We start from the raw sequence: 22096 nt of genomic DNA, 5'->3' as shown, positions 1-22096 counted from the left end.
TGGGTTTCGATCTTATGAGCTACGGTTCATAAGCAGAGACAGACCTTTCACTAACAGGAGTACCACCATGCATTACCTCACTCCCGACCTGTGCGATGCTTATCCGGATCTGGTTCAGGTTCTTGAACCGATGTTCAGCAATTTCGGTGGCCGTGATTCATTTGGCGGCGAAATCGTGACCGTCAAATGCTTTGAGGACAACTCGCTGGTCAAAGAGCAGGCCGAGTTGGACGGGAAGGGCAAGGTGCTGGTGGTCGATGGCGGCGGATCGCTGCGTTGCGCGTTACTGGGTGACATGATTGCCGAGAAAGCCGCACGCAATGGTTGGCAAGGCATGGTGATCTACGGCTGTATTCGTGATGTGGATGTGTTGGCGCAGACGGATCTGGGTGTCCAGGCGCTGGCCAGCCATCCGCTGAAGACCAATAAGCGTGGTATTGGTGACTTGAACGTGGTGGTGACCTTTGCCGGTGTTACCTTCCGCCCGGGTGAATACGTGTATGCCGATAACAATGGCGTGATCGTTTCACCCTCGGCTCTTACGATGCCCGAATAAGCGAAGTATTAATGTTCGATGAGACAAACGCGCAGTGGGGGCTGGTTCATGCTCTCGTTTTGGACGGTAAAGGCGGGGCACGCTTCATCGCTCGAACCGAACTGGATTGCCTGCAGCTGCAGCCGCACGAGAGTGTCTGGCTGCATTGGGATCGCGGTCATCCGCAGACTCACACGTGGTTGCGCACAGCCAGCGGCTTGAGTGAATTCGCCTGTGACCTGCTATTGGAGGAAAACACCCGACCGCGTCTGTTGCCACTGCCTGATGAAAAGCTGCTGCTGTTTTTGCGCGGCGTCAATCTCAATCCTGGGGCCGAGCCGGAGGATATGGTCTCGGTGCGAATCTTCGCCGCAGCCCAGCAGGTCATCTCCCTGCGCTTGCGTCCGCTGCGAGCCACGGATGAGTTGATTGAGCAATTGAACGAGGGTAATGGCCCCAAAACCGCGTCCGAACTTATCCTCTATCTCGCCCAGTACCTGACTGACAAGGTCCAGGCGCTGGTGGGTGACCTCACCGAATCGGTCGATGAAGAAGAGGAAAAGATAGATGCCGATGAACGGTACACGCCTGAGCACGGCGACATGCTTCATATTCGACGCCGAGCCGCAGGGCTCAGACGTTTTCTCTCGCCGCAGCGGGAAATTTACGGGCAACTCAGTCGCAGCAAGCTACCGTGGTTCGTCGACGATGATGCTGACTACTGGAACGAGCTGAATAACAGCCTTACGCGATACCTTGAAGAACTGGAGTTGACCCGCGAGCGAGTGGGGTTGGTGCTTGAGTCCGAAGACAGGCGACTGCGCGAGCGCATGAACCACACCATGTACCGCTTTGGCATCATCACCGGAATCTTCCTGCCCATGAGCTTTCTGACCGGCTTGCTGGGGATAAACGTCGGGGGTATCCCCGGCTCCGATAGCCCTTATGGCTTCCTGGTGGCTTGCGCGCTGATTGTCGCGCTGGCGTTAGGGCAGTGGTGGTTGTTCAGGCGCTTGCGCTGGGTCTGACTGTTACACTTTTTAACGTTCGTTCGAGGGGGCATTTGTGACTCGCCCGGATTGGTTCGCGTCTCCACAGGACGTTACGAGAGGTGCCTATGCACGATCCGTTTGAAGAATCATTGCGCGACATGCTCAAGTCGTCCTCCTCCAGCCGGGATGACGATGCCTGCCTTGGTCGCGTATTGAAGACCGCCAATCGCCAGGTCGGCGCGGGCGTGTTATTCAGTCTGCTAGGCCGCTGGTCCGAAGCGATGATGATCGCCTTGAACAATGGCTCAGCCCACGTTGCACCGGTTTCACGTAAGAAGAATTCTACCGCTCGTCCTGTCGATAAGGCTGATTGAACATGGAATTGGATCTCTGGACTCAGAGTCTGGTTGCCGCAATGACTGCATTGTGGACCAAAGTTGCAAATTTCATCCCGAATCTGTTCGGTGCTCTGGTGGTTGTGCTGCTGGGCTTTGTGGTCGCCAAACTACTCGACACCCTGCTGTCGAAGCTGCTTGCCAAGCTCGGTCTGGATCGTTTGATGGCGGGCACCGGCCTGACCAAGCTGATCAGCCGGGCGGGTGTTCAGGTTCCGATCTCGACCCTCATCGGCAAGATTGTTTACTGGTTCGTGCTGCTGATCTTCCTAGTATCTGCTGCCGAGTCGCTGGGTCTGGAGCGGGTTTCAGCTACGCTGGACATGCTGGCGCTGTATTTACCCAAAGTCTTTGGTGCTGCACTGGTGCTGCTGGTCGGCGTGTTGCTGGCGCAACTGGTCAACGGGCTGGTTCGCGGTGCGGCTGAGGGTGTCGGGCTGGACTACTCGGCAGGCCTGGGGCGAATTGCCCAGGGTCTGGTCATTATTATCAGTATTTCGGTGGCGATCAGTCAGTTGGAGGTCAAAACTGACCTGCTTAACCACGTGATTGTGATCGGTTTGATTACCGTTGGTCTGGCAATTGCGTTGGCCATGGGGCTGGGAAGTCGTGAACTTGCTGGCCAAATACTGGCAGGGATTTATGTGCGGGAGTTGTATCAGGTAGGGCAAGAGGTGCGTGTTGGCGATGTCGAAGGGCAGATCGAAGAGATTGGTACGGTGAAAACCACGCTGCTGACCGATGACGGGGAGTTGGTTTCATTGTCCAACCGCGTACTTCTGGAACAGCGAGTGAGCAGCCGTTAAGCGGCTAACCTGCTACTCTATGCCGCCACAAATTGCCGTTTCAAGGGCAGTGGCGGCCATTGACCTGACTGTCGGCACGATTTGTTTTGAATAACACTCAACCGCTATCGATGCGTTACGACCCCCGAGAGCTCTCTGACGAGGAGCTGGTTGCGCGCGCCCACGTCGAACTTTTCCATGTGACGCGGGCGTATGAAGAATTGATGCGTCGCTATCAACGTACACTTTTTAACGTCTGTGCACGTTATTTAGGGAACGATCGCGATGCTGATGATGTCTGTCAGGAAGTGATGCTTAAGGTGTTGTATGGCTTGAAGAATTTTGAGGGTAAATCGAAATTCAAAACATGGCTGTACAGCATCACTTACAACGAATGCATCACTCAGTACAGGAAGGAACGGCGTAAGCGTCGCTTGATGGACGCTTTGAGTCTGGATCCACTTGAGGAAGCGTCGGAAGAAAAGGCGCCTAAACCTGAAGAACGGGGCGGACTTGATCGCTGGCTTGTGTATGTGAACCCGATCGATCGGGAGATTCTGGTGCTGCGTTTTGTCGCAGAACTTGAATTCCAGGAGATTGCAGACATTATGCACATGGGCTTGAGCGCAACGAAAATGCGCTACAAGCGGGCTTTAGATAAATTACGTGAGAAATTTGCAGGCATTACCGAAACTTAAGTCGGTGCAAATATCTCTAACGAGCAGGCAAGTTCTGATAGACTTGCCGATGAGTTGTCCCCAGCGATGTGGGACTGCTTTACAATCACCAGATGGGGATTTAACGGATGAAACTGAAAAACACCTTGGGCTTGGCCATTGGTACTATTGTTGCCGCGGCATCTTTCGGCGCTCTGGCACAAGGCCAAGGCGCAGTCGAAATCGAAGGCTTCGCCAAGAAAGAGTACTACGACAGCGCCCGTAACTTTAAAAACGACGGCAACCTGTTCGGCGGCTCGATTGGTTACTTCCTGACCGACGACGTAGAAGTACGTCTGGGTTACGACGAAGTTCACAACGTTCGCAGCGACAGCGGCAAGAACATCAAAGGCTCCAACACTGCCCTTGACGCTCTGTACCACTTCAACAACCCGGGCGACATGCTGCGTCCATACGTTTCGGCTGGTTTCTCTGATCAAAGCATCGGTCAAGACGCTCGTGGCGGCCGTAACGGCTCCACTTTCGCCAACATTGGTGGCGGTGCCAAGCTTTACTTCACTGACAACTTCTATGCCCGTGCAGGCGTTGAAGCTCAGTACAACATCGACCAAGGTGACACCGAGTGGGCTCCTAGCGTCGGTATCGGCGTAAACTTCGGTGGCGGCTCCAAGAAAGTTGAAGCAGCACCAGCTCCAGTAGCTGAAGTGTGCTCCGACAGCGACAACGACGGCGTGTGCGACAACGTCGACAAGTGCCCGGACACCCCAGCCAACGTTACCGTTGACGCTGATGGCTGCCCAGCAGTTGCCGAAGTGGTTCGTGTTGAGCTGGACGTGAAGTTCGATTTCGACAAATCCGTAGTCAAGCCTAACAGCTACGGCGACATCAAGAACCTCGCTGACTTCATGCAACAATACCCACAAACCACCACCACTGTTGAAGGTCACACTGACTCCGTCGGTCCTGACGCTTACAACCAAAAACTGTCCGAGCGTCGTGCAAACGCCGTTAAACAGGTTCTGGTTAACCAGTACGGTGTTGGCGCTAACCGCGTAAACTCGGTTGGTTATGGCGAATCCCGTCCAGTTGCTGATAACGCAACTGACGCTGGCCGCGCTGTTAACCGTCGCGTAGAAGCTGAAGTTGAAGCACAAGCTAAGTAATTAGCCTGCTTTACTCGCTTCAATAGAAAAGCCCGGCCTAGGCCGGGCTTTTCTTTGCCTGCGATTTGAGGAAAAGCTCAGGCCGTTTTACTTTCTGCCAGTTGCAGCAAATCTATCTCTGTGACTGCTGCCACTTCGCCAATCACCAGGATGGCCGGACTCTTCAGTTCGAACAGTGCTGCATCCCGTTGCATGTCGGCGAGTGAGCTACGGCATTCGCGTTGCTGAGGCAGCGAAGCGTTTTCGATCATTGCCACTGGCATAGTCAGCGCCATGCCGCCGCTGATCAGGCTGTTACGTATTTCCGCCAGTTTTGCCACACCCATGTAGACCACCAACGTTGTTCCCCCTTGCGCCAGCGCTTGCCAGTTCAACGTGCTGTCGTCCTGTGTATGGGCGGTGACCAACGTCACGCCGCGACTAATGCCGCGCAATGTTAGCGATATACCGCACTGCGTCGCGCCAGCCAGGCCGGCGGTGATGCCGTTGACCAGTTCCACATCAACCCCATGAACTCGCAGCCAATCGGCTTCTTCGCCGCCGCGGCCAAATATGCATGGGTCTCCACCCTTGAGGCGAACCACGCATTTGCCCTGGCGCACGTAGCGCAGCATCAGGCGATGGATGAAAGCTTGCGGTGTCGAGCGGCAGCCACCCCGTTTGCCTACTGGAATGACGCGAGCGGTCGGGCAATGCTCCAGCACGGCGCTGTTGACCAGATCATCGATCAGGACCACGTCTGCTTCGCGCAGGGCACGCACGGCTTTGAGGGTCAGTAGCTCGGGATCTCCGGGACCTGCGCCGACCAGCCAGACTTTTGCACTCATGCTGTACACCTCATTAGTTGATCGCGACGACTGTCAGCAGTCGTTTGATTTCCGGCACGCACGAGCCGCACATGGTGCCGCAGCCCAGTTGTGCCTTCAGTTGACCCAGATCCAGACCTTTGCCGATGGCGTCGCATACAGTGTTTTCACTGACGTTCATGCAATTGCATAACGTTTTGCTGCCGGTTGCCTTGCTTGCGCCCGAACCAGGAGCACTGCTGATCGGAGCCAGCAGCCAGTTGCGTAGGTTGTCATCGATTTGCTGACCATCCAGCCATAGGCTCTGTAGCCAGTTCTTGGCGAGAGTTTCCCCGCCGAGGCGGATAGCAGTGATCCGACCTTGTTCCAGACGAATGCGTTTGCTGATGCCCCGACGAGGATCGTCATAAGCCAGCACCGGGCCGTGATCCAGTTCCAGCAACTGATCAATTCGATCAAGCAGTTCTTGAGCGGGCGCTTCGCTGCTGGCCGCTCGCAAAGTCAGGGCAGGGCGCTCGCGTCCGGCAAGACTCAAGCTGGTGTAGGGGAATTCATCGCACAGTGAGCGCAAGGCATCCAGTCGGCGTTGCACGTCACCCTCTATCAACACAAATAGCCGCCATGGCAGGTCGACCTTGTCGACGCGCACGCCAGAGTGCTTCAGCTCGGGTTGCCTGGAGATCGGGTCGAACGCTGGCTGTGTAAGGATATTCACGCCGCCTTTGAGAAAACGATCACCCCAGTGCATCGGCATGAACCCGTGGCCAGCCCGCAAGCCGTCATCGCTGTCTACCGGCACGATCACGCTGCCGCGTCGGCTTTTCAGGGTGACCAGATCACCCGATTGCAGTCGATAGCGATGCAAATCTTCCGGGTGCAGGCTCAACACCGCTTCACTGACATGACCGAACAGGCGCGCAGCGGTGCCGGTGCGGCTCATGCCATGCCATTGATCACGCAGGCGGCCGGTGTTCAGGGTGAGCGGGAAGCGACTGTCGCGCAGCTCTTTGGCAGCGCTGTACGGCTCGCTGATGAATCTGGCCTTGCCTGATGGCGTTGGAAACTGGCCATCCAGATACAGGCGTGCCGTGCCGCCGGTGGCGCCTGCGGGGAATGGCCATTGTTGCGGGCCATGCTGGTCGATGATGCCGTAGCTGATACCAGACAAGTCCAGATCGCGGCCTTGAGTCAGAAGCTTGTACTCATCAAACAGCGCCTGAGGCGTCTGGAAATCAAAAAGCGCCTTTGCTTCAGGCTTTAGCCGGGTCTGGAGGCGTTGGGCGAAATCAACTGTAATTGCCCAGTCCGGGCGCGCGTCGCCAGGAGCAGCAATCGCTTTGCGCACATGGGATATACGTCTTTCGGAGTTGGTGACCGAGCCTTCTTTTTCTCCCCAACTGGCGGCGGGCAGCAGCAGGTCGGCAAAGCGTGCGGTTTCGGTGGTGCGAAAGGCTTCTTGCAGAACCACGAACGGGCATGCGTTCAGGGCTTCGCGAACCCGGGTCTGATCAGGCAGTGATTGAGCCGGGTTGGTGCAGGCGATCCACACAGCTTTGATTTTGCCGCTCTGCATCTGCTCGAACAGTTCGATGGCGGATAAGCCCGGTGTTTCCGGTAGCTTGTCGATCCCCCAGTACTGCGCCACTTCATCGCGATGTTCGGGATTGCCAGCTTCACGGTGGCCGGGGAGCAGATTGGACAGGCTGCCGGTTTCGCGGCCGCCCATGGCATTGGGCTGGCCGGTCAGGGAGAAAGGACCCGCGCCAGGGCGGCCGATTTGTCCGGTGGCCAGATGAAGGTTGATCAACGCACTGTTTTTGGCGCTCCCCGCGGTGGACTGATTCAAGCCCATGCACCACAGCGATAGAAAGCTCGGTGCCTGACCGACCCACTGGGCGCATTCGTGCAGTTGCTGAAGCGAGATGCCGCAGGTCTGCGCGACCATTTGCGGCGTGTAGTGATGCACCAGGCTTTTCAGTTCGGCATAGCCTTCGGTGTGCTGGTCGATGAAATCCTGATCGACCAGGCCTTCCCAGAGCAGCAGGTGCAGAATGCCGTGGAACAGCGCCACGTCAGTGCCGGGGTTGATCGCCAGATGCATGTCCGCCAGATCGCACGTATCGGTACGGCGTGGATCAATGACGATGACTTTCATGTCCGGGCGTTGGCTTTTTGCTTCTTCCAGGCGACGAAACAGAATCGGATGAGCGTAAGCCATATTGCTGCCCACGATCATCACGCAATCACTGAGCTCGATGTCTTCATAGCTGCAGGGCGGAGCATCTGCACCCAGGCTGCGCTTGTAGCCAACCACCGCAGAAGACATGCACAGGCGAGAGTTGCTGTCGATATTGTTGGTGCCGACCAGCGCCCGGGCGAGCTTGTTGAATGCGTAGTAATCCTCGGTCAGCAGTTGCCCCGAGATATAGAACGCAACGCTGTCAGGCCCATGTTCGCGAATGGTCTGGGCGAACACATTAGCGGCGTGATCCAGTGCGGTTTCCCAGTCCGTGACGCCTCGTGCCAGGCTTTTTCCCAAGCGTAGTTCCGGATACAGCGCCCGTGCGCTGATGTCGCCCGTCAGGTGCAGGGTCGATCCTTTGCTGCAGAGCTTGCCGAAGTTGGCCGGGTGCGCGGGATCACCACTGACCCCGATGATGTTGCGCCCGTCATGTTCGATGAGTACGCCGCACCCGACCCCGCAATAGCAGCAAGTGGATGCGATGGTTTGCGTCGCAGGCACCGCAATGCTGGTCAGGCGCATAGCGGAATGTCCGTTTGAGGTGTAGTGGTTTCTCCGAACATCAGCTGGTCACGCAGAGTACTGATCGATTGCCCGCTGCGGATCAGGCGCATGTACCAGCCGCCGTCAGAGGTATCGCCGTACAGGCAGGCGCCCACCAGCATGTCGTTTTTAATCACCAGTTTTTTATAACGCCCGCTGATGGGGTCCTGCAGCGTAATGGTTTCAGTGCCTTCGCCACCCATGAAGTCTCCGGCAGAAAACAGGTCGATGCCGGTCACTTTCAATTTTGTCGAGGTGACAGAACCTTTGTAGCGGGCGAAGCCCAATTGTGCGAGATGGTTGGCGCAGACTTTGGCTTGCTCGAACAGCGGTGCTACCAGACCGTAGGCTGTACCGCGGTGGCTGGCGCATTCGCCGATGGCATAAATGCGCGGGTCGTAGGTTTGCAGGGTGTCGTTGACCAGAATCCCGCGATTGCACGGCAGGCCGGCCAGTTCTGCCAATTCGGTCGCCGGGCGAATGCCCGCTGCCATGACCACAAGATCGGCAGGGATCACGTCACCGTTCTTGAATTGCACGGCTTTGACCGCGCCTTTGCCGTCGTTCAGTAATGCTTCGGTTTGCTCGTTCAGGCGAAAGTGCAAGCCGCGAGCTTCCAGAGCGGTTTGCAGCAGTTGTCCGGCGGTTTTATCCAGTTGACGTTCCAGCAACCACTTGCCGATGTGGACGACGGTCACGTCCATGCCGCGCATCTTCAGGCCGTTCGCTGCTTCCAGACCGAGCAGACCGCCACCGATCACCACGGCATGCTTCCGGACTTTGGCGGTGTGGATCATGATTCGTGTGTCAGCGATATCGCGATAGCCGATCACACCGCTGAGGGCGCTGCCAGGCATGGGTGGCATGAATGGCGTCGAGCCGGTGGCAATCAGCAGGCGATCGTAATGTGCAACGGTGCCGTCATCGGCAATCACCTGGCGCTTCGCCCGGTCGATTTTCACGACTCTGCGATTGAGCAGCAGTTGAATGTTGTTGCTTAAATACCATTCCAGATCGTTGAGCACGATGTCTTCGAATTTCTGCTCCCCGGCCAGCACCGGCGACAGCATGATGCGGTTGTAATTGGGATGCGGCTCGGCACCGAACACGGTGATGTCGTAGAGATCGTCGCTGAGCTTGAGTAGCTCTTCGAGCGTGCGAACCCCGGCCATGCCATTGCCAATCATCACCAGTTTGAGTTTTCTCATCTTGCCTCCGAGAAGCCCGCGAGAGGGTGCTCGACAAATTCTGCACAAACAAAAAAGGCGTCCCGCTAGATAACTAGCGAGGACGCCTTTGTCCGGTCCCGTTCTCTCGGGAAGCTCAGCCTTCGTCTTTGAAAGCTGTAGCGATGTGAGTAGCTTGAGGAGAGACATGCAGGGGTTGTGCCAGGTAGAGGGTGATGGGGTGGTGAATCTTTGGGAGCATGGCTTGCCAGCGATAAGGCTGGACTCGGTTTGCTCTAGATCGCGGCGACCTTATCGCTGGCAAGCCATGCTCCCACAAGATTGCATTCAGCTAATGAGTGCCGCTTTGGTGCGAGTCGCACCGTTGCAGGGCGAATCTGCTCAATGACGCATCAACCAGACAATCACGACCAGATTAACCAGCAACGAAACCAGCGCGACCGTTCGCCAGACCTTCAGCGGTTCGCGCTCCAGTAGGGGCTGTGCGCGTTTGACCAACGGACGGTGTTCGGCCTGCTCCAGCTCCAGCAACCACTGCTCGGCAGTCTCATAGCGCAGTTGTGGATCAGCTTGCAGTGCCTTGCTCAGATTGTGATCGAGCCAGTCGGGCAGATCCGGGCGATAGCGGCTGGCTGGCGTAGGCGTACCGAAACGGCGGTGCTGGAATGCTTCGATCTCGCCATACGGGTAATGCCCGGTCAGCAGGTAATAGAGGGTGACGCCCACCGCGTAAAGATCCTGGCGGGGAGTGGGCTCGTCGCCATGGAACGCCTCGGGTGCGATGAAGCTTGGCGTGCCTGGTAAATCGCCCGGCGTCAGCGTGGAGAGGCCTGGGCAGTAGGCAAGGCCGAAATCCAGCAGGCGTAACTCGCCGTTGTCTTCGAGCAGCAGGTTTTCCGGTTTGATATCGCGGTGGATGATGTTGCGCCGATGCAGTAAGCCCACGGCACGCAGCAGTTGCGTGGCATGGCCTAGCCATTGCGCTACGGATACCGGGCCGTGCTCGGTGAATGATTGGGCCAGACTAAGGCCCGGATGCTCACGCATCACGTAATACAGGTGTTGGCGATCCGGCGCGGAGTGAGTTTCAGGGAAGAAGCGCCCCGCGACGCGGCGCAAAAACCATTCTTCCAGCAGTAATCCCTGGCCCGCGCCGGGCTCGCCATGGCGATTGCCAGGAAGCGTTTTCAACAGCCAGCGCTGATTATGCGGATCGCTGACCCGATACAGCAATGACTGGCGAGACTCAGCCAGCAGACTGTTAATCTGCCAGCCTTCGAAATGTTGTCCGGGCTTTAATAATGGTGGTAGCGGCCATTGCTGAAGCTGGATAAGTGCGTCGCCCAGGTCATCCTGGCCCAGCGCATCGACGCGAATCAACACGGCGCTGGCGTTGTCCTGACTGCCAGCCAGATGAGCAGCGCTGACCAGCGTTTGCACAGCACGATCCAGATCCTCCTGTTCGGCGAGAATCGAGCGAATGCTGGCGTCACCCAGTGTTGCCCAGACACCATCGCTGAGCAACAGCAGGCGTTCGCCTTCACGCAGTTCGCCGTCCAGATAATCCATGACCACGTATTGATCCAGCCCCAGCGCGCGTTTCAGCACGTGTTGCATATCGGGCTGTTCCCAGACGTGGTCCTCACTGATGCGTTGCAGCTCCCCGGCGTGCCAGCGATAGGCGCGACAGTCGCCAACGTGAGCCAGGGTAAAACGCCTGCCGCGTAGCACCAATGCGCTGAGCGTGGTCAGCAAGCCGTTGGCCTGCAGCCAGCGATTTTGCGCGAGCAGCAGGCGGTCGAGGGATTGGGCGACGCCCCAGGTTTCAGGCGTCGAGTAGTAATCCAGCGCCAGCGCCTGCAAGGTTGATTGCGCCGCGAGGGCGCCATCGACGCATTGGCTGACACCGTCCGCCAAGGCAAACAAATAGCCCTTGCTGGCGGCAAGCCCCGGGGCCGGAGTCACCAGGCGCATGGCGTCCTGATTCTCCGCCCGCGGGCCGCTGGCGCTGAATTGAGCAAGGCTCAACTGCAAGCTCATGGATTGCCTCAGACGCGAGCAGCGGTTACAGCTGCCGAACCCCAGGTGGTTCTCCAGCGGCGCTTGACGTTGAGCAGGCCGAACCACGCCAATACGCCGAGAAATGCAAACAACCACAGGCCCATCTGATAGTCACCGGTGTGTTGCTTGATCGAGCCCAGACCTGCGGCAAGCAGGAAGCCACCAATGCCGCCGGCCATGCCGATCAGGCCGGTCATGACGCCAATTTCCTTGCGGAAACGTTGTGGCACCAGTTGGAACACTGCGCCATTGCCTGCACCCAGACCGAGCATGGCCGCAACAAACAAGGCCAGTGCCGCCCAAGAGCTGGGCAGGTTGAAGCCAACGGCCGCGATGCAGATAGCCGCCACCGCGTACATGCCCGCCAGGGTTCGAATACCGCCGAAACGGTCAGCCAGAGCGCCGCCCAGCGGGCGCATCAGGCTACCGCCGAACACGCAGGCTGCGGTGTAGTAGCCGGCAGTCACCGGACTCAGGCCGTATTGGTCATTGAAGTAACCGGGCAGGGCGCTGGCCAGGCCGATGAAGCCGCCGAAGGTAACGCTATAGAAAAACATGAACCACCAGCTGTCACGATCACCCAGCGCCTTGAGGTAGTCGCCCATGGACTTGGGTTTGGCGCGCTCTGGCGCATTACGCGCCATCAGCGAAAAAGCGATCAGGGTCAGGACCAGCGGGATGACCGCGAAGCCGAAAACGTTGCTCCAGCCAAACGCAGCAGCCAGCACCGGAGCAATCAACGCGGCCAGCACCGTGCCGGAGTTGCCTGCACCGGCAATGCCCATCGCCTTGCCCTGATGCTCTGGCGGATACCACTGGGACGCCAGCGGCAACGCGACCGCGAACGACGCACCGGCGACACCGAGGAACACGCCCAGCAAGAGCGCCTGCTCATAGGTGTGAATACCCAGATTCCAGGCGCTGAACAGCGCGACGATGACGATGACCTGGCCGATGATCCCGGCGGTTTTCGGCGACAGTTGATCCGCCACAATCCCCATCACGAAGCGCAGCAGGGCGCCCGCCAGAATCGGCGTTGCTACCATCAGGCCGCGTTGTTGGGTGGTCAGCTGCAGGTCTGTCGCAATTTGCACAGCCATCGGGCCGAGCAGGTACCAGACCATGAAGCTCAGATCGAAATACAGAAAGGCGGCGAACAGGGTCGGTTTGTGGCCGGCCTTCCAGAAGCTTGTATTCATTGAACACCTCATCTGCAAAAAGGAAGATCTGTTGTTTCGGGCACGGACCCGAACCGTAAGGGCTTGACGCTGTAGAGACCTGCAGGTGGGGCGTCCATAACCTCGGCAGCACCACCGACCCCGATCACTGGGGCCAAAACGCAAAAAACGCCGCAACCCGATTCGCGTTGGCGAAAGAGGTGTGCGACGTCTTTGTCGTAGAGTGGGGCAACCGCCGTTGGTTACCTGTGTTGATTAACTAGCAAAAGCTGGGCCAGATGGAGAATCGTCCCCTTCACCTCATTTTGGAATGCAATCCTGTGGGAGCAGAGCTGGGTCTGGGCGGCATTCCGACGATGAGGCTGGACGCGATCTAAAGTGAACCGCGTCCAGCTTCATCGTCGGAATGCCGCCCAGACCAAGCTCTGCTCCCACATGGTTGTATTTCAAATCCGGAGGGGGGCAGCCTCACCCCAGCAACTCACTCATCGCGATAATCTGCTCCGCCACCTGAATCAGCTTCTGCTGTTTGCTCATGGCCTGACGGCGCATCAAGGTGTAGGCCTCTTCTTCCTTGCACTCCTTCATTTTCATGAGCAAGCCCTTGGCCAGTTCGATGCGTTTGCGTTCGGCCAATTGCTGATCCCGTGCCTGAAGCTGGGCACGCAAGGCCTGATCGCTCTCAAAACGTGCCATGGCCACATCGAGAATTGGCTGTAGACGCTGGGCATGAATGCCCTCGACGATGTACGCGCTGACCCCCGACTTGATTGCCTGACGCATCACCCCCGGATCATGCTCGTCGGTGAACATCACGATGGGGCGTGGTTGGTCGCGACTGACCATCACGACCTGTTCCATGACATCGCGGCCCGGGGATTCAGTGTCGATCAGGATCACATCGGGGCGAAGCGCTTCAACCCGTGCGGGCAAGTCGATGATCAGTCCGGACTCATCAATCACTTCAAAGCCCGCTTCGCTGAGCGCGGCTTTCAGGCGCCCGACTTTTTTTGCCGTGTCATTGATCAAGAGGATACGCAGCATAATCGTCAGCTCCTCATTGAGTCAGGGCGGCGGCCGCGTTGGCCATGGCGTGAAGCTTGAAGCTGCGGGCATAGCCGGCCGGGTCAGAGCCGTCCCAGACCTTGCCATCGATCAACTGGCTGCTGCGCACCGTTGCAGTCGGAACCGGTATATCCAGCGCTTCGGCGGCCTGACGATAAAGCGCCAGTTGGTGCACGCCTTTGGCAACATTGAGATAGTCCGGATCTTCACGCAGCAATCCCCAGCGGCGAAACTGCGTCATGAACCACATGCCGTCGGACAGGTACGGCAGGTTGACGTCACCATTGCCGTGAAAGCGCAAAGCGTGATGATCGTGCCATTGGTTACCCAGCCCGTCGCGGTAATCACCCAGCAAGCGCGGCTCGATGCAACTGGCAGGCGCGTCGAGATAATCCACGCCGCTGAGCAATTGCGCGGTGCTGCGTCGGTTCTCGTCACTGGACTCGATGAAGCGACTGGCTTCCAGTACGGCCATGACCAGCGCCCGTGCGGTGTTAGGATTCTGCTCGACAAACTCCCGGGTGCAGCCCAGTACTTTTTCCGGGTGGTTGGGCCAGATCGCCTGAGTGGTGGCGAAGGTAAAGCCCAGTTGCTGATCTACTGCGCTGGCACCCCAAGGCTCACCCACGCAGAAACCATCGATGCGACCGGCTTGCAGATGCTCAACCATGCGCGGCGGCGGCACCACTACACTGGTCACGTCCTGCAGAGGATGAATACCCTGGCTCGCCAGCCAGTAATAAAGCCACATAGCGTGGTTGCCGGTGGGGAAGGTTTGCGCGAAGGTCAGCTTTGTGCCGCTTTGGTGCACCTGGTGGTCCAGCGCCTCAGGAGTGATCACGCCCGCGTCCTGCAGCGGACGCGACAAGTTGATGCTCTGACCGTTCTGGTTCAGCCCCATCAATACGGCCATGTCGGTGGCCGCGCTACCGCCAATGCCCAGCTGTACGGCATAGATCAATCCGTAGAGACTGTGGGCCGCGTGCAATTCGCCGCTGACCAGTTTGTCGCGCAGACTTGCCCACGACGGCTGACGTTTGAGGTTCAGGCTCAGGCCGTAGGGCTGGGCGAAGCCTTGTGTTGCGGCAACTACTATTGAGGCGCTGTCGGACAGCGGCATGAAGCCAATGTCGAGGCAGTTGATCTCTGGTGCATCGCTGCCAGCTACCCAAGCCAATGGGTTTCTTGTGGGCTCATTCATAAGTGTCATCTGTCCTCTGCCATGACAACTGCGTGTGGGGCGGGCATGTCCGCGCCAGGCTGGCAGGAATCTTTCATAAAAAAAGCGTCGTTCAATCCTTCGCAAAAAGCAAAGACGGAACGACGCCATTGTCGGTGCATCGGGCCCTCGTTGGCACGCTGCTATTAGTCTAAGTCAAGCAAGCGATATGCCAGTGCCGTTCTCACCTTGTCGTGGCATAGGTACGCACACAGGTTTCATGTCGTGTACATATCCATTTTTGCGGTAGTGGATAGGCGCTCAATATAGAAGTTGTGTTGATACCTATACTGCAAAAGCCCGCAGGCATGCCTCGCACGCAATCGCTCAGACGTTTATAATCGCCGCCCTGAATTCAGCTTCTTACGAGCCGCGCCCGCCCATGTATAACCTGGCCCGCCAGTTACTGTTCAAACTTTCCCCGGAAACCTCCCACGACCTGTCGCTGGATCTGATTGGCGCTGGTGGCCGATTGGGTATCAATGGCCTGTTGAGCAAGGCACCGGCGCGTCTGCCGGTGAACGTCATGGGCCTGGAATTTCCCAATCCGGTCGGCCTGGCTGCCGGTCTGGACAAGAATGGCGCGGCCATCGACGGCTTTGCCCAGTTGGGTTTCGGTTTCGTTGAAATTGGTACCGTGACGCCGCGTCCTCAGCCGGGCAACCCCAAGCCGCGGATTTTCCGTTTGCCGCAGGCTGAAGCAATCATCAACCGCATGGGTTTCAATAATCTGGGTGTCGATAACCTGGTGGCTCGGGTCCAGGCCGCCAGCTACAAAGGCATTCTGGGTATCAACATCGGCAAGAACTTCGACACGCCAGTCGAGCGAGCGGTGGACGACTATCTGATCTGTCTGGACAAGGTTTACGCCCATGCCAGCTATGTAACGGTCAATGTCAGTTCGCCCAATACCCCGGGCCTGCGCAGCCTGCAGTTCGGCGACTCGCTCAAGCAGTTGCTTGAAGCGTTGCGTGTTCGTCAGGAAGCACTGACCCAGTTGCATGGCAAGCGTGTGCCGCTGGCCATCAAGATTGCGCCCGACATGACCGACGAAGAAACCGTGCTGGTTGCCGCAGCCTTGATCGAGTCGGGTATGGATGCGGTGATCGCTACCAACACCACCCTGAGCCGCGTCGGCGTCGAAGGCTTGCCGCATGGTGACGAGGCGGGCGGTTTGTCCGGTGCTCCAGTGCGCGAGAAGAGCACCCATACGGTCAAGGTTCTGGCTGGTGAACTGGCTGGGCGGATGCCGATCATTGCCGCGGGCGGCATCACCGAAGGCAAGCACGCGGCTGAGAAAATCGCTGCAGGTGCGAGCCTGGTGCAGATCTATTCCGGCTTTATCTATAAAGGCCCGGCATTGATTCGTGAGTCGGTGGATGCGATTGCTGCGATGGGCAAAAGCCGAGGCTAAAAAAGGGGCTCCTTGAAGGAGCCCCTTGGGCTTGCGCCCAGCGCCCGGATGGGACGCTTCTGGTTTTGAATCGGTTCAGAGATTTGATGGACTGATCGGAAGTTACCTGATTATCCGACCGCGTGAAGTTCGTTGAGTCTGTGGATTCCCGCAGTGCCGGTCATACCGTCCCAGTTGTCGCCGCGTCCTTCTCGCCAGCCATTGATCCAGGCTTGGCGCACCGACGGTAGAGTAAAAGGGCAAAGCTCACGGGATTTACCATGAACGCCGTACTGATATCCGCGTAAAAATGCTCTTTCCAACGGATCACGCTTAAGTCTTCTCATAGGGTGTTGCCCTCGTTTGTTGACTGTTATGTCCCTGAGACCTCATGTCGAGGTCGGGCAGAATGCTTCTGCCGTTGGTGCCCGCTGCCGGCGTCGCGGGCGTGGTGTCGTTACCGTTGCGGTGACAACCTGTGGTGATTTCTAACCAATGGTTAGGGTGCTGTGAATGATCGTTTTGTCATAAGCACGTCATATTTGTAATAACTGGAACATAAGCAGTCAGGTGTTTCAAAGTTGATTATTTCGCCAGCCCTGAGTGGGCAAGGCCTGCGAGGAGTGTTGCGACTGCTTCGCAAGCGCAGATGATGGCCGGTTGCAAGCAGCCTTAAATCGACGAAGGGTCGCGATGTGACTTTTTATTACGGCTGTTGTCGTGCTGAATAGTGGTTTTTAAATGTCCCTTGGCCATGATGGTCTGGGGATGACTGCCTTGATGACCAGATCGGTTCAAGGTGGTCTGGCACAAATTGTGTGCCACGCAGGCGTTCTCCAAGAAAGACGCCTGTTAAATCTGGTCGGGCAATGCGTTGCCCGCCGCTTATGGCTCAGGCCCTGGAATACTCATGTCGGACCGTTACGAACTTTTCCTCACTTGCCCTAAAGGCCTGGAAGGGCTGCTTGCCGAGGAAGCCACAGCGCTTGGCCTCGAGGAAACCCGCGAACATACCTCAGCCATTCGTGGCAGTGCCGACATGGAGACCGCCTACCGGCTTTGCCTCTGGTCGCGTCTGGCCAACCGTGTTTTGCTGGTCCTCAAGCGCTTCCCGATGAAGGATGCCGAAGACCTTTACAACGGCGTGTTGCACGTCGACTGGCACGATCACCTTGAACCGGACGGCTCGCTGGCGGTTGAGTTCAGTGGTCACGGTTCGGGCATCGACAACACTCATTTCGGCGCCTTGAAGGTCAAGGACGCCATCGTCGACAAACTGCGCATGCCAGACGGTTCGCGTCCGTCCGTGGACAAGCTGAACCCGGATCTGCGCGTGCATCTGCGTCTGGACCGTGGCGAAGCGATTCTGTCTCTGGACCTGTCCGGCCACAGCCTGCATCAGCGGGGCTATCGTTTGCAGCAGGGCGCTGCGCCGCTGAAAGAAAACCTGGCGGCCGCCATTCTGATTCGTGCGGGCTGGCCGCGTATTGCTGCTGAAGGCGGCGCGCTGGCGGACCCGATGTGCGGCGTGGGTACCTTCCTCGTTGAAGCGGCGATGATCGCTGCCGACATCGCACCAAACCTCAAGCGCGAGCGTTGGGGATTCTCCGCATGGCTCGGCCACGTGCCAGCCCTGTGGCGCAAGCTGCACGATGAAGCGCTTGAGCGCGCTGAAGCGGGTCTGGCCAAGCCGCCGCTGTGGATTCGCGGCTACGAAGCGGATCCGCGCCTGATTCAACCGGGTCGCAACAACGTGGAGCGTGCAGGTCTCAGCGAATGGATCAAGATTTACCAGGGCGAAGTGGCAACATTTGAACCGCGCCCTGACCAGAATCAGAAAGGTCTGGTGATCTGTAACCCTCCCTATGGCGAGCGACTGGGTGACGAAGCAAGCTTGCTTTATCTCTACCAGAATCTCGGTGAGCGTCTACGTCAGGCCTGCCTGAACTGGGAGGCTGCGGTATTCACTGGCGCTCCGGATCTGGGCAAGCGCATGGGCATTCGCAGCCACAAGCAATACGCTTTCTGGAACGGTGCCTTGCCGTGCAAGCTGCTGCTGATCAAAGTGCTGCCGGACCAGTTCGTGACCGGCGAACGCCGCACCGCTGAACAGCGTCAGGTCGAGCGCGATCACGTCGAGCCGGAAGACACCAGCCCGCTGGTGACGCCAGGCAAATACGAGAAGTACAACAAAAACGGCAACCCGATCAAGCCGGCGCCAGTGGTGGTCGAGCAGCCGCGCTTGAGCGAAGGCGGGCAGATGTTTGCCAACCGTTTGCAGAAAAACCTCAAGCTGCTGGGTAAGTGGGTACGTCGCGAAGGCATCGATTGCTACCGCGTGTATGACGCTGACATGCCTGAATACTCGCTGGCGATCGACCTGTATCAGGATTGGGTTCACGTTCAGGAGTACGCCGCGCCCAAGTCCATTGATCCGGAAAAAGCCTCGGCCCGTCTGTTCGATGCGTTGGCGGCTATCCCTCAGGCGCTCAATGTCGACAAGAGCCGAGTTGTTATCAAGCGTCGCGAGCGCCAGAGCGGTACAAAGCAGTATGAGCGTCAAAGTGCTCAAGGGCAGTTTGTCGAGGTCAATGAAGGCGGCGTCAAGCTGCTGGTCAACCTGACGGATTATCTGGACACCGGCCTGTTCCTGGATCACCGCGCCATGCGCATGCGTATTCAGCGCGAGGCTCAGGGCAAACGCTTCCTCAACCTGTTCTCATACACCGCAACGGCCAGCGTTCACGCTGCTAAAGGCGGCGCGCGCAGCACCACCAGTGTCGACCTGTCCAAAACTTACCTGGATTGGGCGCGGCGCAACCTGTCGCTGAACGGTTTCTCCGACAAGAACCGTCTGGAGCAGGGCGACGTGATGGCGTGGCTGGATGCCTGTCGTGAAGAGTACGACCTGATCTTCATCGATCCGCCGACTTTCTCCAACTCCAAGCGCATGGAAGGGATTTTCGACGTGCAGCGCGATCAGGTGCAGTTGCTTGATCTGGCCATGGCGCGTCTGGCGCCGGGCGGCGTGCTGTATTTCTCGAATAACTTCCGCAAGTTTGTCCTCGATGAAAATCTTGCACAGCGTTATGCCGTGGAAGAAATCACCGCCCAAACCATCGACCCTGACTTTGCCCGCAACAGCAAAATCCATAGAGCGTGGAAGATCACAGCCAGATAATGGGGCCTGCGCGCATCGATCCGTTCGCATTTGCGGCGGATCGATGTGCAAATGCTGCTGACACGGACTAGGCAAAATACTGGCTAATCGCTATAAGTGAGCTACAGCCAGCGTGACGCGTCTTTATGCTGTGGCGTCGCGAGTGTCGATTTATGCCTACGAGTCAGATTCGTCCCAAGATTCTCGGCTTTATCAATGAGCAGGCCTCGGCGTGGGTCGTAGCGACATTCGCCTTTCTGATGGGCGCTGTTCTCACCGCTTTATTGGCATTCGCCAATTTCGGGCTCTATGAACGTCAGTTGCGCCAGCGTTTCGATCTGTTGGCCAATGAGCGCTTCAGTCGGATTCAGGAACGGCTCGATGGTCAGGTTTATCGACTGGACAGCCTGCGTCGTTTCTTCACTTTCTCCGATACCGTCACCCGAGCTGAATTCAACGGTTTTGCTGATCCTTTGTTGATTGGCACTCAGGCTTATGCGTGGGCGCCAAAAGTGAGGAATGCCCAGCGCCAACAGTTTGAGCAGCAGGCTATCGCCGAGGGCGTGTCGGACTTTTCAATACGCGAGTTCAGCCCAGGCGGGGCCCTTGAGACTGCGGGCAGTCGGCCCGATTATTTTCCGGTGTTGTTTACCCGTTCGCGCAGTAGCATGCCTTTGCCAACAGGGTTTGATCTCGGGTCGGAAAGCGTGCGTCACAATGCCATCGAACTCGCTGGAAAACTGGGCACTATGGTCGCAACCCCACGGATAGAGCTTGTAGGCCTTGAGCCGATCAACTCCAGTGGTGTGTTGCTGTTGGCACCGGTGATGTCTCCTCGGGGCGACTCCGCCCGTGAGGTCGACGAAGCCACGGGTTATGTCATGGCAGTCATTAGCCTCAGCAAACTGATGACCGAGAGACTGCCGTCTCAGGACAACCTGACTCTGACCATGCGGGATCTCACCGCGCCGCCCGAAGCGCAATTGCTCTATCAATCAGTCCTTCCTGCGGTATCGGATGATATTCGGGTCAGCACTTTGTTACGCATGGCCAATCGTGACTACCTGCTGGATATCCGGCCTACCGCGATGTTCATGCAAAGTAATCAGTCACTGGCGGGCAGTGTGGTGCTAATGGGCGGCTTGTTAAGTCTGCTGCTCAGCGTGCTGCTGTATAACCTGGTCAGCCAACGTCATCGCGCCTTGCGTCTGGTGGACGAGCGCACCGCTGAGCTACGCCTGCGTGAGCAGCAATTGCGCGGCGCCCACGGACAACTGAGTAGCGTACTCAACGCGGCCACTGACGTCGCAATCATTGCCACCGACCTGAACGGAGTCATCAATACGTTCAACGTTGGAGCCCAGAAGATGCTGGGTTATCGGGAAGATGAGGTGTTGGGCCAGTTCCAGCTCAAGGACCTGCAACTGCCTTCCGAACTTGAGGAACACGCCCGGCACTTGAGTCAGGTTTATGGTTATCGAGTTACCGCTGCGCAGGCCATTTTTGTCGAGGCCGATGAATCTGCTACCCACAAATCCCACGAGTGGACGTTCATTCGTCATGACGGCAGTTCGCTGGTGGTGAATATGCTGGTGACCGCAGTGCGCAATGAACATGAGCAGTGGGTGGGATATCTGGCTGTCTGTATTGATATTACGGAGCGCAAACTCGTCTATGAAGCGCTGGCTGCGCGTGACCTTCTTCTGAAAAAAATCAGCGCCCATGTACCGGGGGGTATCTATCAGTTTCAGATTGATGCCAGCGGCGAGTCACACTTCAATTACATCAACGATGGCATGTGTGAGTTACATGGGATGAGCCAGGAGCAGATGCTTCTTGATTTCAAATCGGTATTTGCCCGTGTTGATCCGCTGGATGCACAGCGAGTGAAAGAGTCGATGCGTGTATCGGCGCAAAACCTGACCCCTTGGCAGGATGAGTATCGACTCAACATTCCGGGGCATGGCCTGCGCTGGGTACATAGCCATGCTACTCCCGAAGCTCAACCTGGCGGGGCTGTGGTCTGGCATGGCTTTCTTTCCGAGATTACTGACATGAAGCGCGTGGAGGAGGAGTTGCGCGCCATGTCCGTGACGGACGTGCTGACCGGTGCCTACAACCGACGTTATTTCCAGGAGCGCTTGAATGCTGAATTGGCGAGGGTCAATCGTCATGGCGGGGCGCTGTCGCTGATCATGCTGGACATTGACCACTTCAAACGCGTCAACGACGAATATGGCCATGCGGTTGGCGATACGGTGTTGCAGGCTATCTGCCAACGGATATCCACTCGCCTGCGTCGTAGCGATGTGTTTTGTCGGCTGGGAGGCGAGGAGTTTATGGTGCTTTGTCCGGGGAGCACCGCCGCTCAGGCCTATGAGTTGGCGATTCAGCTTTGGAATGTCTTGCGCAGCCAGCCTGTGGATGGCGTGGGTCTGGTTACCGCAAGCTTCGGCGTCGCGAGTTGGCGACAAGGGGAGGGAGCTGATGCGCTGTTGCTACGTGCCGACTCCGGCGTTTATGCCGCCAAACAGGCTGGTCGCGATCGAGTAGAGCTTGAGAAGCTGGGGGCGGCGAGTGTGTGAGTGGCGGTGGCGGGCTTACAGATGCCAGCACATCGATATCTGAGCTGAAATGCATTTCCCTGTAGGAGCTCACGAGCACCGCGAGGCAGCGATAGCGATCTGCCTGATAC

Annotated in this window: 16 protein-coding genes and 1 pseudogene; 9 read left to right on the top strand and 8 right to left on the bottom strand. The window is 57.7% G+C overall.

Annotated features, from left to right (window positions below; genetic code table 11):
- Positions 1-67 precede the first annotated feature (67 nt).
- The 6 genes from rraA to ABRP31_RS16865 all read left to right on the top strand — a co-directional run bounded on the left by rraA (position 68) and on the right by ABRP31_RS16865 (position 4547).
- Positions 68-556 carry a ribonuclease E activity regulator RraA gene (gene rraA, locus ABRP31_RS16890; RefSeq protein WP_087265066.1) on the top strand — a complete coding sequence of 163 codons (489 nt, stop codon included), beginning with the start codon at positions 68-70 and terminating at the stop codon, positions 554-556.
- A gap of 11 nt (positions 557-567) precedes the next feature.
- Positions 568-1563, top strand: coding sequence for a zinc transporter ZntB (locus ABRP31_RS16885; RefSeq protein ID WP_349969408.1), 996 nt, complete (start codon positions 568-570; stop codon positions 1561-1563).
- An 89-nt stretch (positions 1564-1652) separates the two neighbouring features.
- Complete coding sequence (locus tag ABRP31_RS16880; RefSeq protein ID WP_087265064.1) at positions 1653-1901, top strand: CrfX protein; 249 nt, start codon at positions 1653-1655, stop codon at positions 1899-1901.
- Positions 1902-1903: 2 nt separating this feature from the next.
- On the top strand, positions 1904-2728 hold the full coding sequence (locus ABRP31_RS16875) for a mechanosensitive ion channel domain-containing protein (RefSeq protein WP_087265063.1): 825 nt from the start codon (positions 1904-1906) through the stop codon (positions 2726-2728).
- A gap of 86 nt (positions 2729-2814) precedes the next feature.
- Positions 2815-3405 (top strand): RNA polymerase sigma factor SigX, encoded by a 591-nt coding sequence (gene sigX / locus ABRP31_RS16870; protein WP_087265062.1) that lies wholly within the window; start codon positions 2815-2817, stop codon positions 3403-3405.
- Positions 3406-3512: 107 nt separating this feature from the next.
- Positions 3513-4547, top strand: coding sequence for an OmpA family protein (locus ABRP31_RS16865; RefSeq protein WP_087265061.1), 1035 nt, complete (start codon positions 3513-3515; stop codon positions 4545-4547).
- Between the two features lie 77 nt (positions 4548-4624).
- Here the strand turns inward: ABRP31_RS16865 and cobA are convergent, their stop codons facing one another.
- The 7 genes and pseudogenes from cobA to ABRP31_RS16830 form a co-directional block, all read right to left on the bottom strand.
- Positions 4625-5374, bottom strand: a complete 750-nt coding sequence (gene cobA, locus ABRP31_RS16860; RefSeq protein ID WP_349969406.1) for a uroporphyrinogen-III C-methyltransferase — start codon at positions 5372-5374, stop codon at positions 4625-4627.
- A gap of 13 nt (positions 5375-5387) precedes the next feature.
- Positions 5388-8117 (bottom strand): molybdopterin-dependent oxidoreductase, encoded by a 2730-nt coding sequence (locus ABRP31_RS16855; RefSeq protein WP_349969405.1) that lies wholly within the window; start codon positions 8115-8117, stop codon positions 5388-5390.
- A gap of 29 nt (positions 8118-8146) precedes the next feature.
- A pseudogene (locus ABRP31_RS16850) lies at positions 8147-9346 on the bottom strand (NAD(P)/FAD-dependent oxidoreductase); the annotation flags it as partial.
- Between the two features lie 360 nt (positions 9347-9706).
- Positions 9707-11365: a bifunctional protein-serine/threonine kinase/phosphatase gene (locus ABRP31_RS16845; protein ID WP_349969403.1), complete on the bottom strand. Its 1659-nt coding sequence runs from the start codon at positions 11363-11365 to the stop codon at positions 9707-9709.
- Between the two features lie 8 nt (positions 11366-11373).
- A complete protein-coding gene (locus ABRP31_RS16840) occupies positions 11374-12585 on the bottom strand; it encodes a NarK/NasA family nitrate transporter (RefSeq protein WP_087265056.1) in 1212 nt (403 codons plus the stop codon).
- Positions 12586-13032: 447 nt separating this feature from the next.
- On the bottom strand, positions 13033-13608 hold the full coding sequence (locus ABRP31_RS16835) for an ANTAR domain-containing response regulator (RefSeq protein ID WP_027902728.1): 576 nt from the start codon (positions 13606-13608) through the stop codon (positions 13033-13035).
- Between the two features lie 13 nt (positions 13609-13621).
- Positions 13622-14830 (bottom strand): CmpA/NrtA family ABC transporter substrate-binding protein, encoded by a 1209-nt coding sequence (locus tag ABRP31_RS16830; RefSeq protein WP_349969402.1) that lies wholly within the window; start codon positions 14828-14830, stop codon positions 13622-13624.
- A 400-nt stretch (positions 14831-15230) separates the two neighbouring features.
- Here ABRP31_RS16830 and ABRP31_RS16825 point away from each other — a divergent pair, with 400 nt between their 5' ends.
- Positions 15231-16262, top strand: coding sequence for a quinone-dependent dihydroorotate dehydrogenase (locus ABRP31_RS16825; protein WP_349969401.1), 1032 nt, complete (start codon positions 15231-15233; stop codon positions 16260-16262).
- A 110-nt stretch (positions 16263-16372) separates the two neighbouring features.
- Here the strand turns inward: ABRP31_RS16825 and rmf are convergent, their stop codons facing one another.
- On the bottom strand, positions 16373-16588 hold the full coding sequence (gene rmf, locus ABRP31_RS16820; protein WP_002553055.1) for a ribosome modulation factor: 216 nt from the start codon (positions 16586-16588) through the stop codon (positions 16373-16375).
- 563 nt (positions 16589-17151) lie between these two features.
- On the opposite strand from rmf, the gene rlmKL reads away from it, so the two are divergent.
- A complete protein-coding gene (rlmKL, locus tag ABRP31_RS16815) occupies positions 17152-19422 on the top strand; it encodes a bifunctional 23S rRNA (guanine(2069)-N(7))-methyltransferase RlmK/23S rRNA (guanine(2445)-N(2))-methyltransferase RlmL (RefSeq protein WP_087265053.1) in 2271 nt (756 codons plus the stop codon).
- A 152-nt stretch (positions 19423-19574) separates the two neighbouring features.
- Positions 19575-21986: a diguanylate cyclase gene (locus ABRP31_RS16810; protein WP_349969400.1), complete on the top strand. Its 2412-nt coding sequence runs from the start codon at positions 19575-19577 to the stop codon at positions 21984-21986.
- Positions 21987-22096: the final 110 nt, after the last annotated feature.

Origin of the sequence: Pseudomonas caspiana (genome assembly GCF_040224095.2) — a bacterium.
In the GTDB taxonomy this organism is placed as follows: domain Bacteria; phylum Pseudomonadota; class Gammaproteobacteria; order Pseudomonadales; family Pseudomonadaceae; genus Aquipseudomonas; species Aquipseudomonas caspiana.
This window is presented reverse-complemented; position numbering and strand designations above follow the sequence as displayed.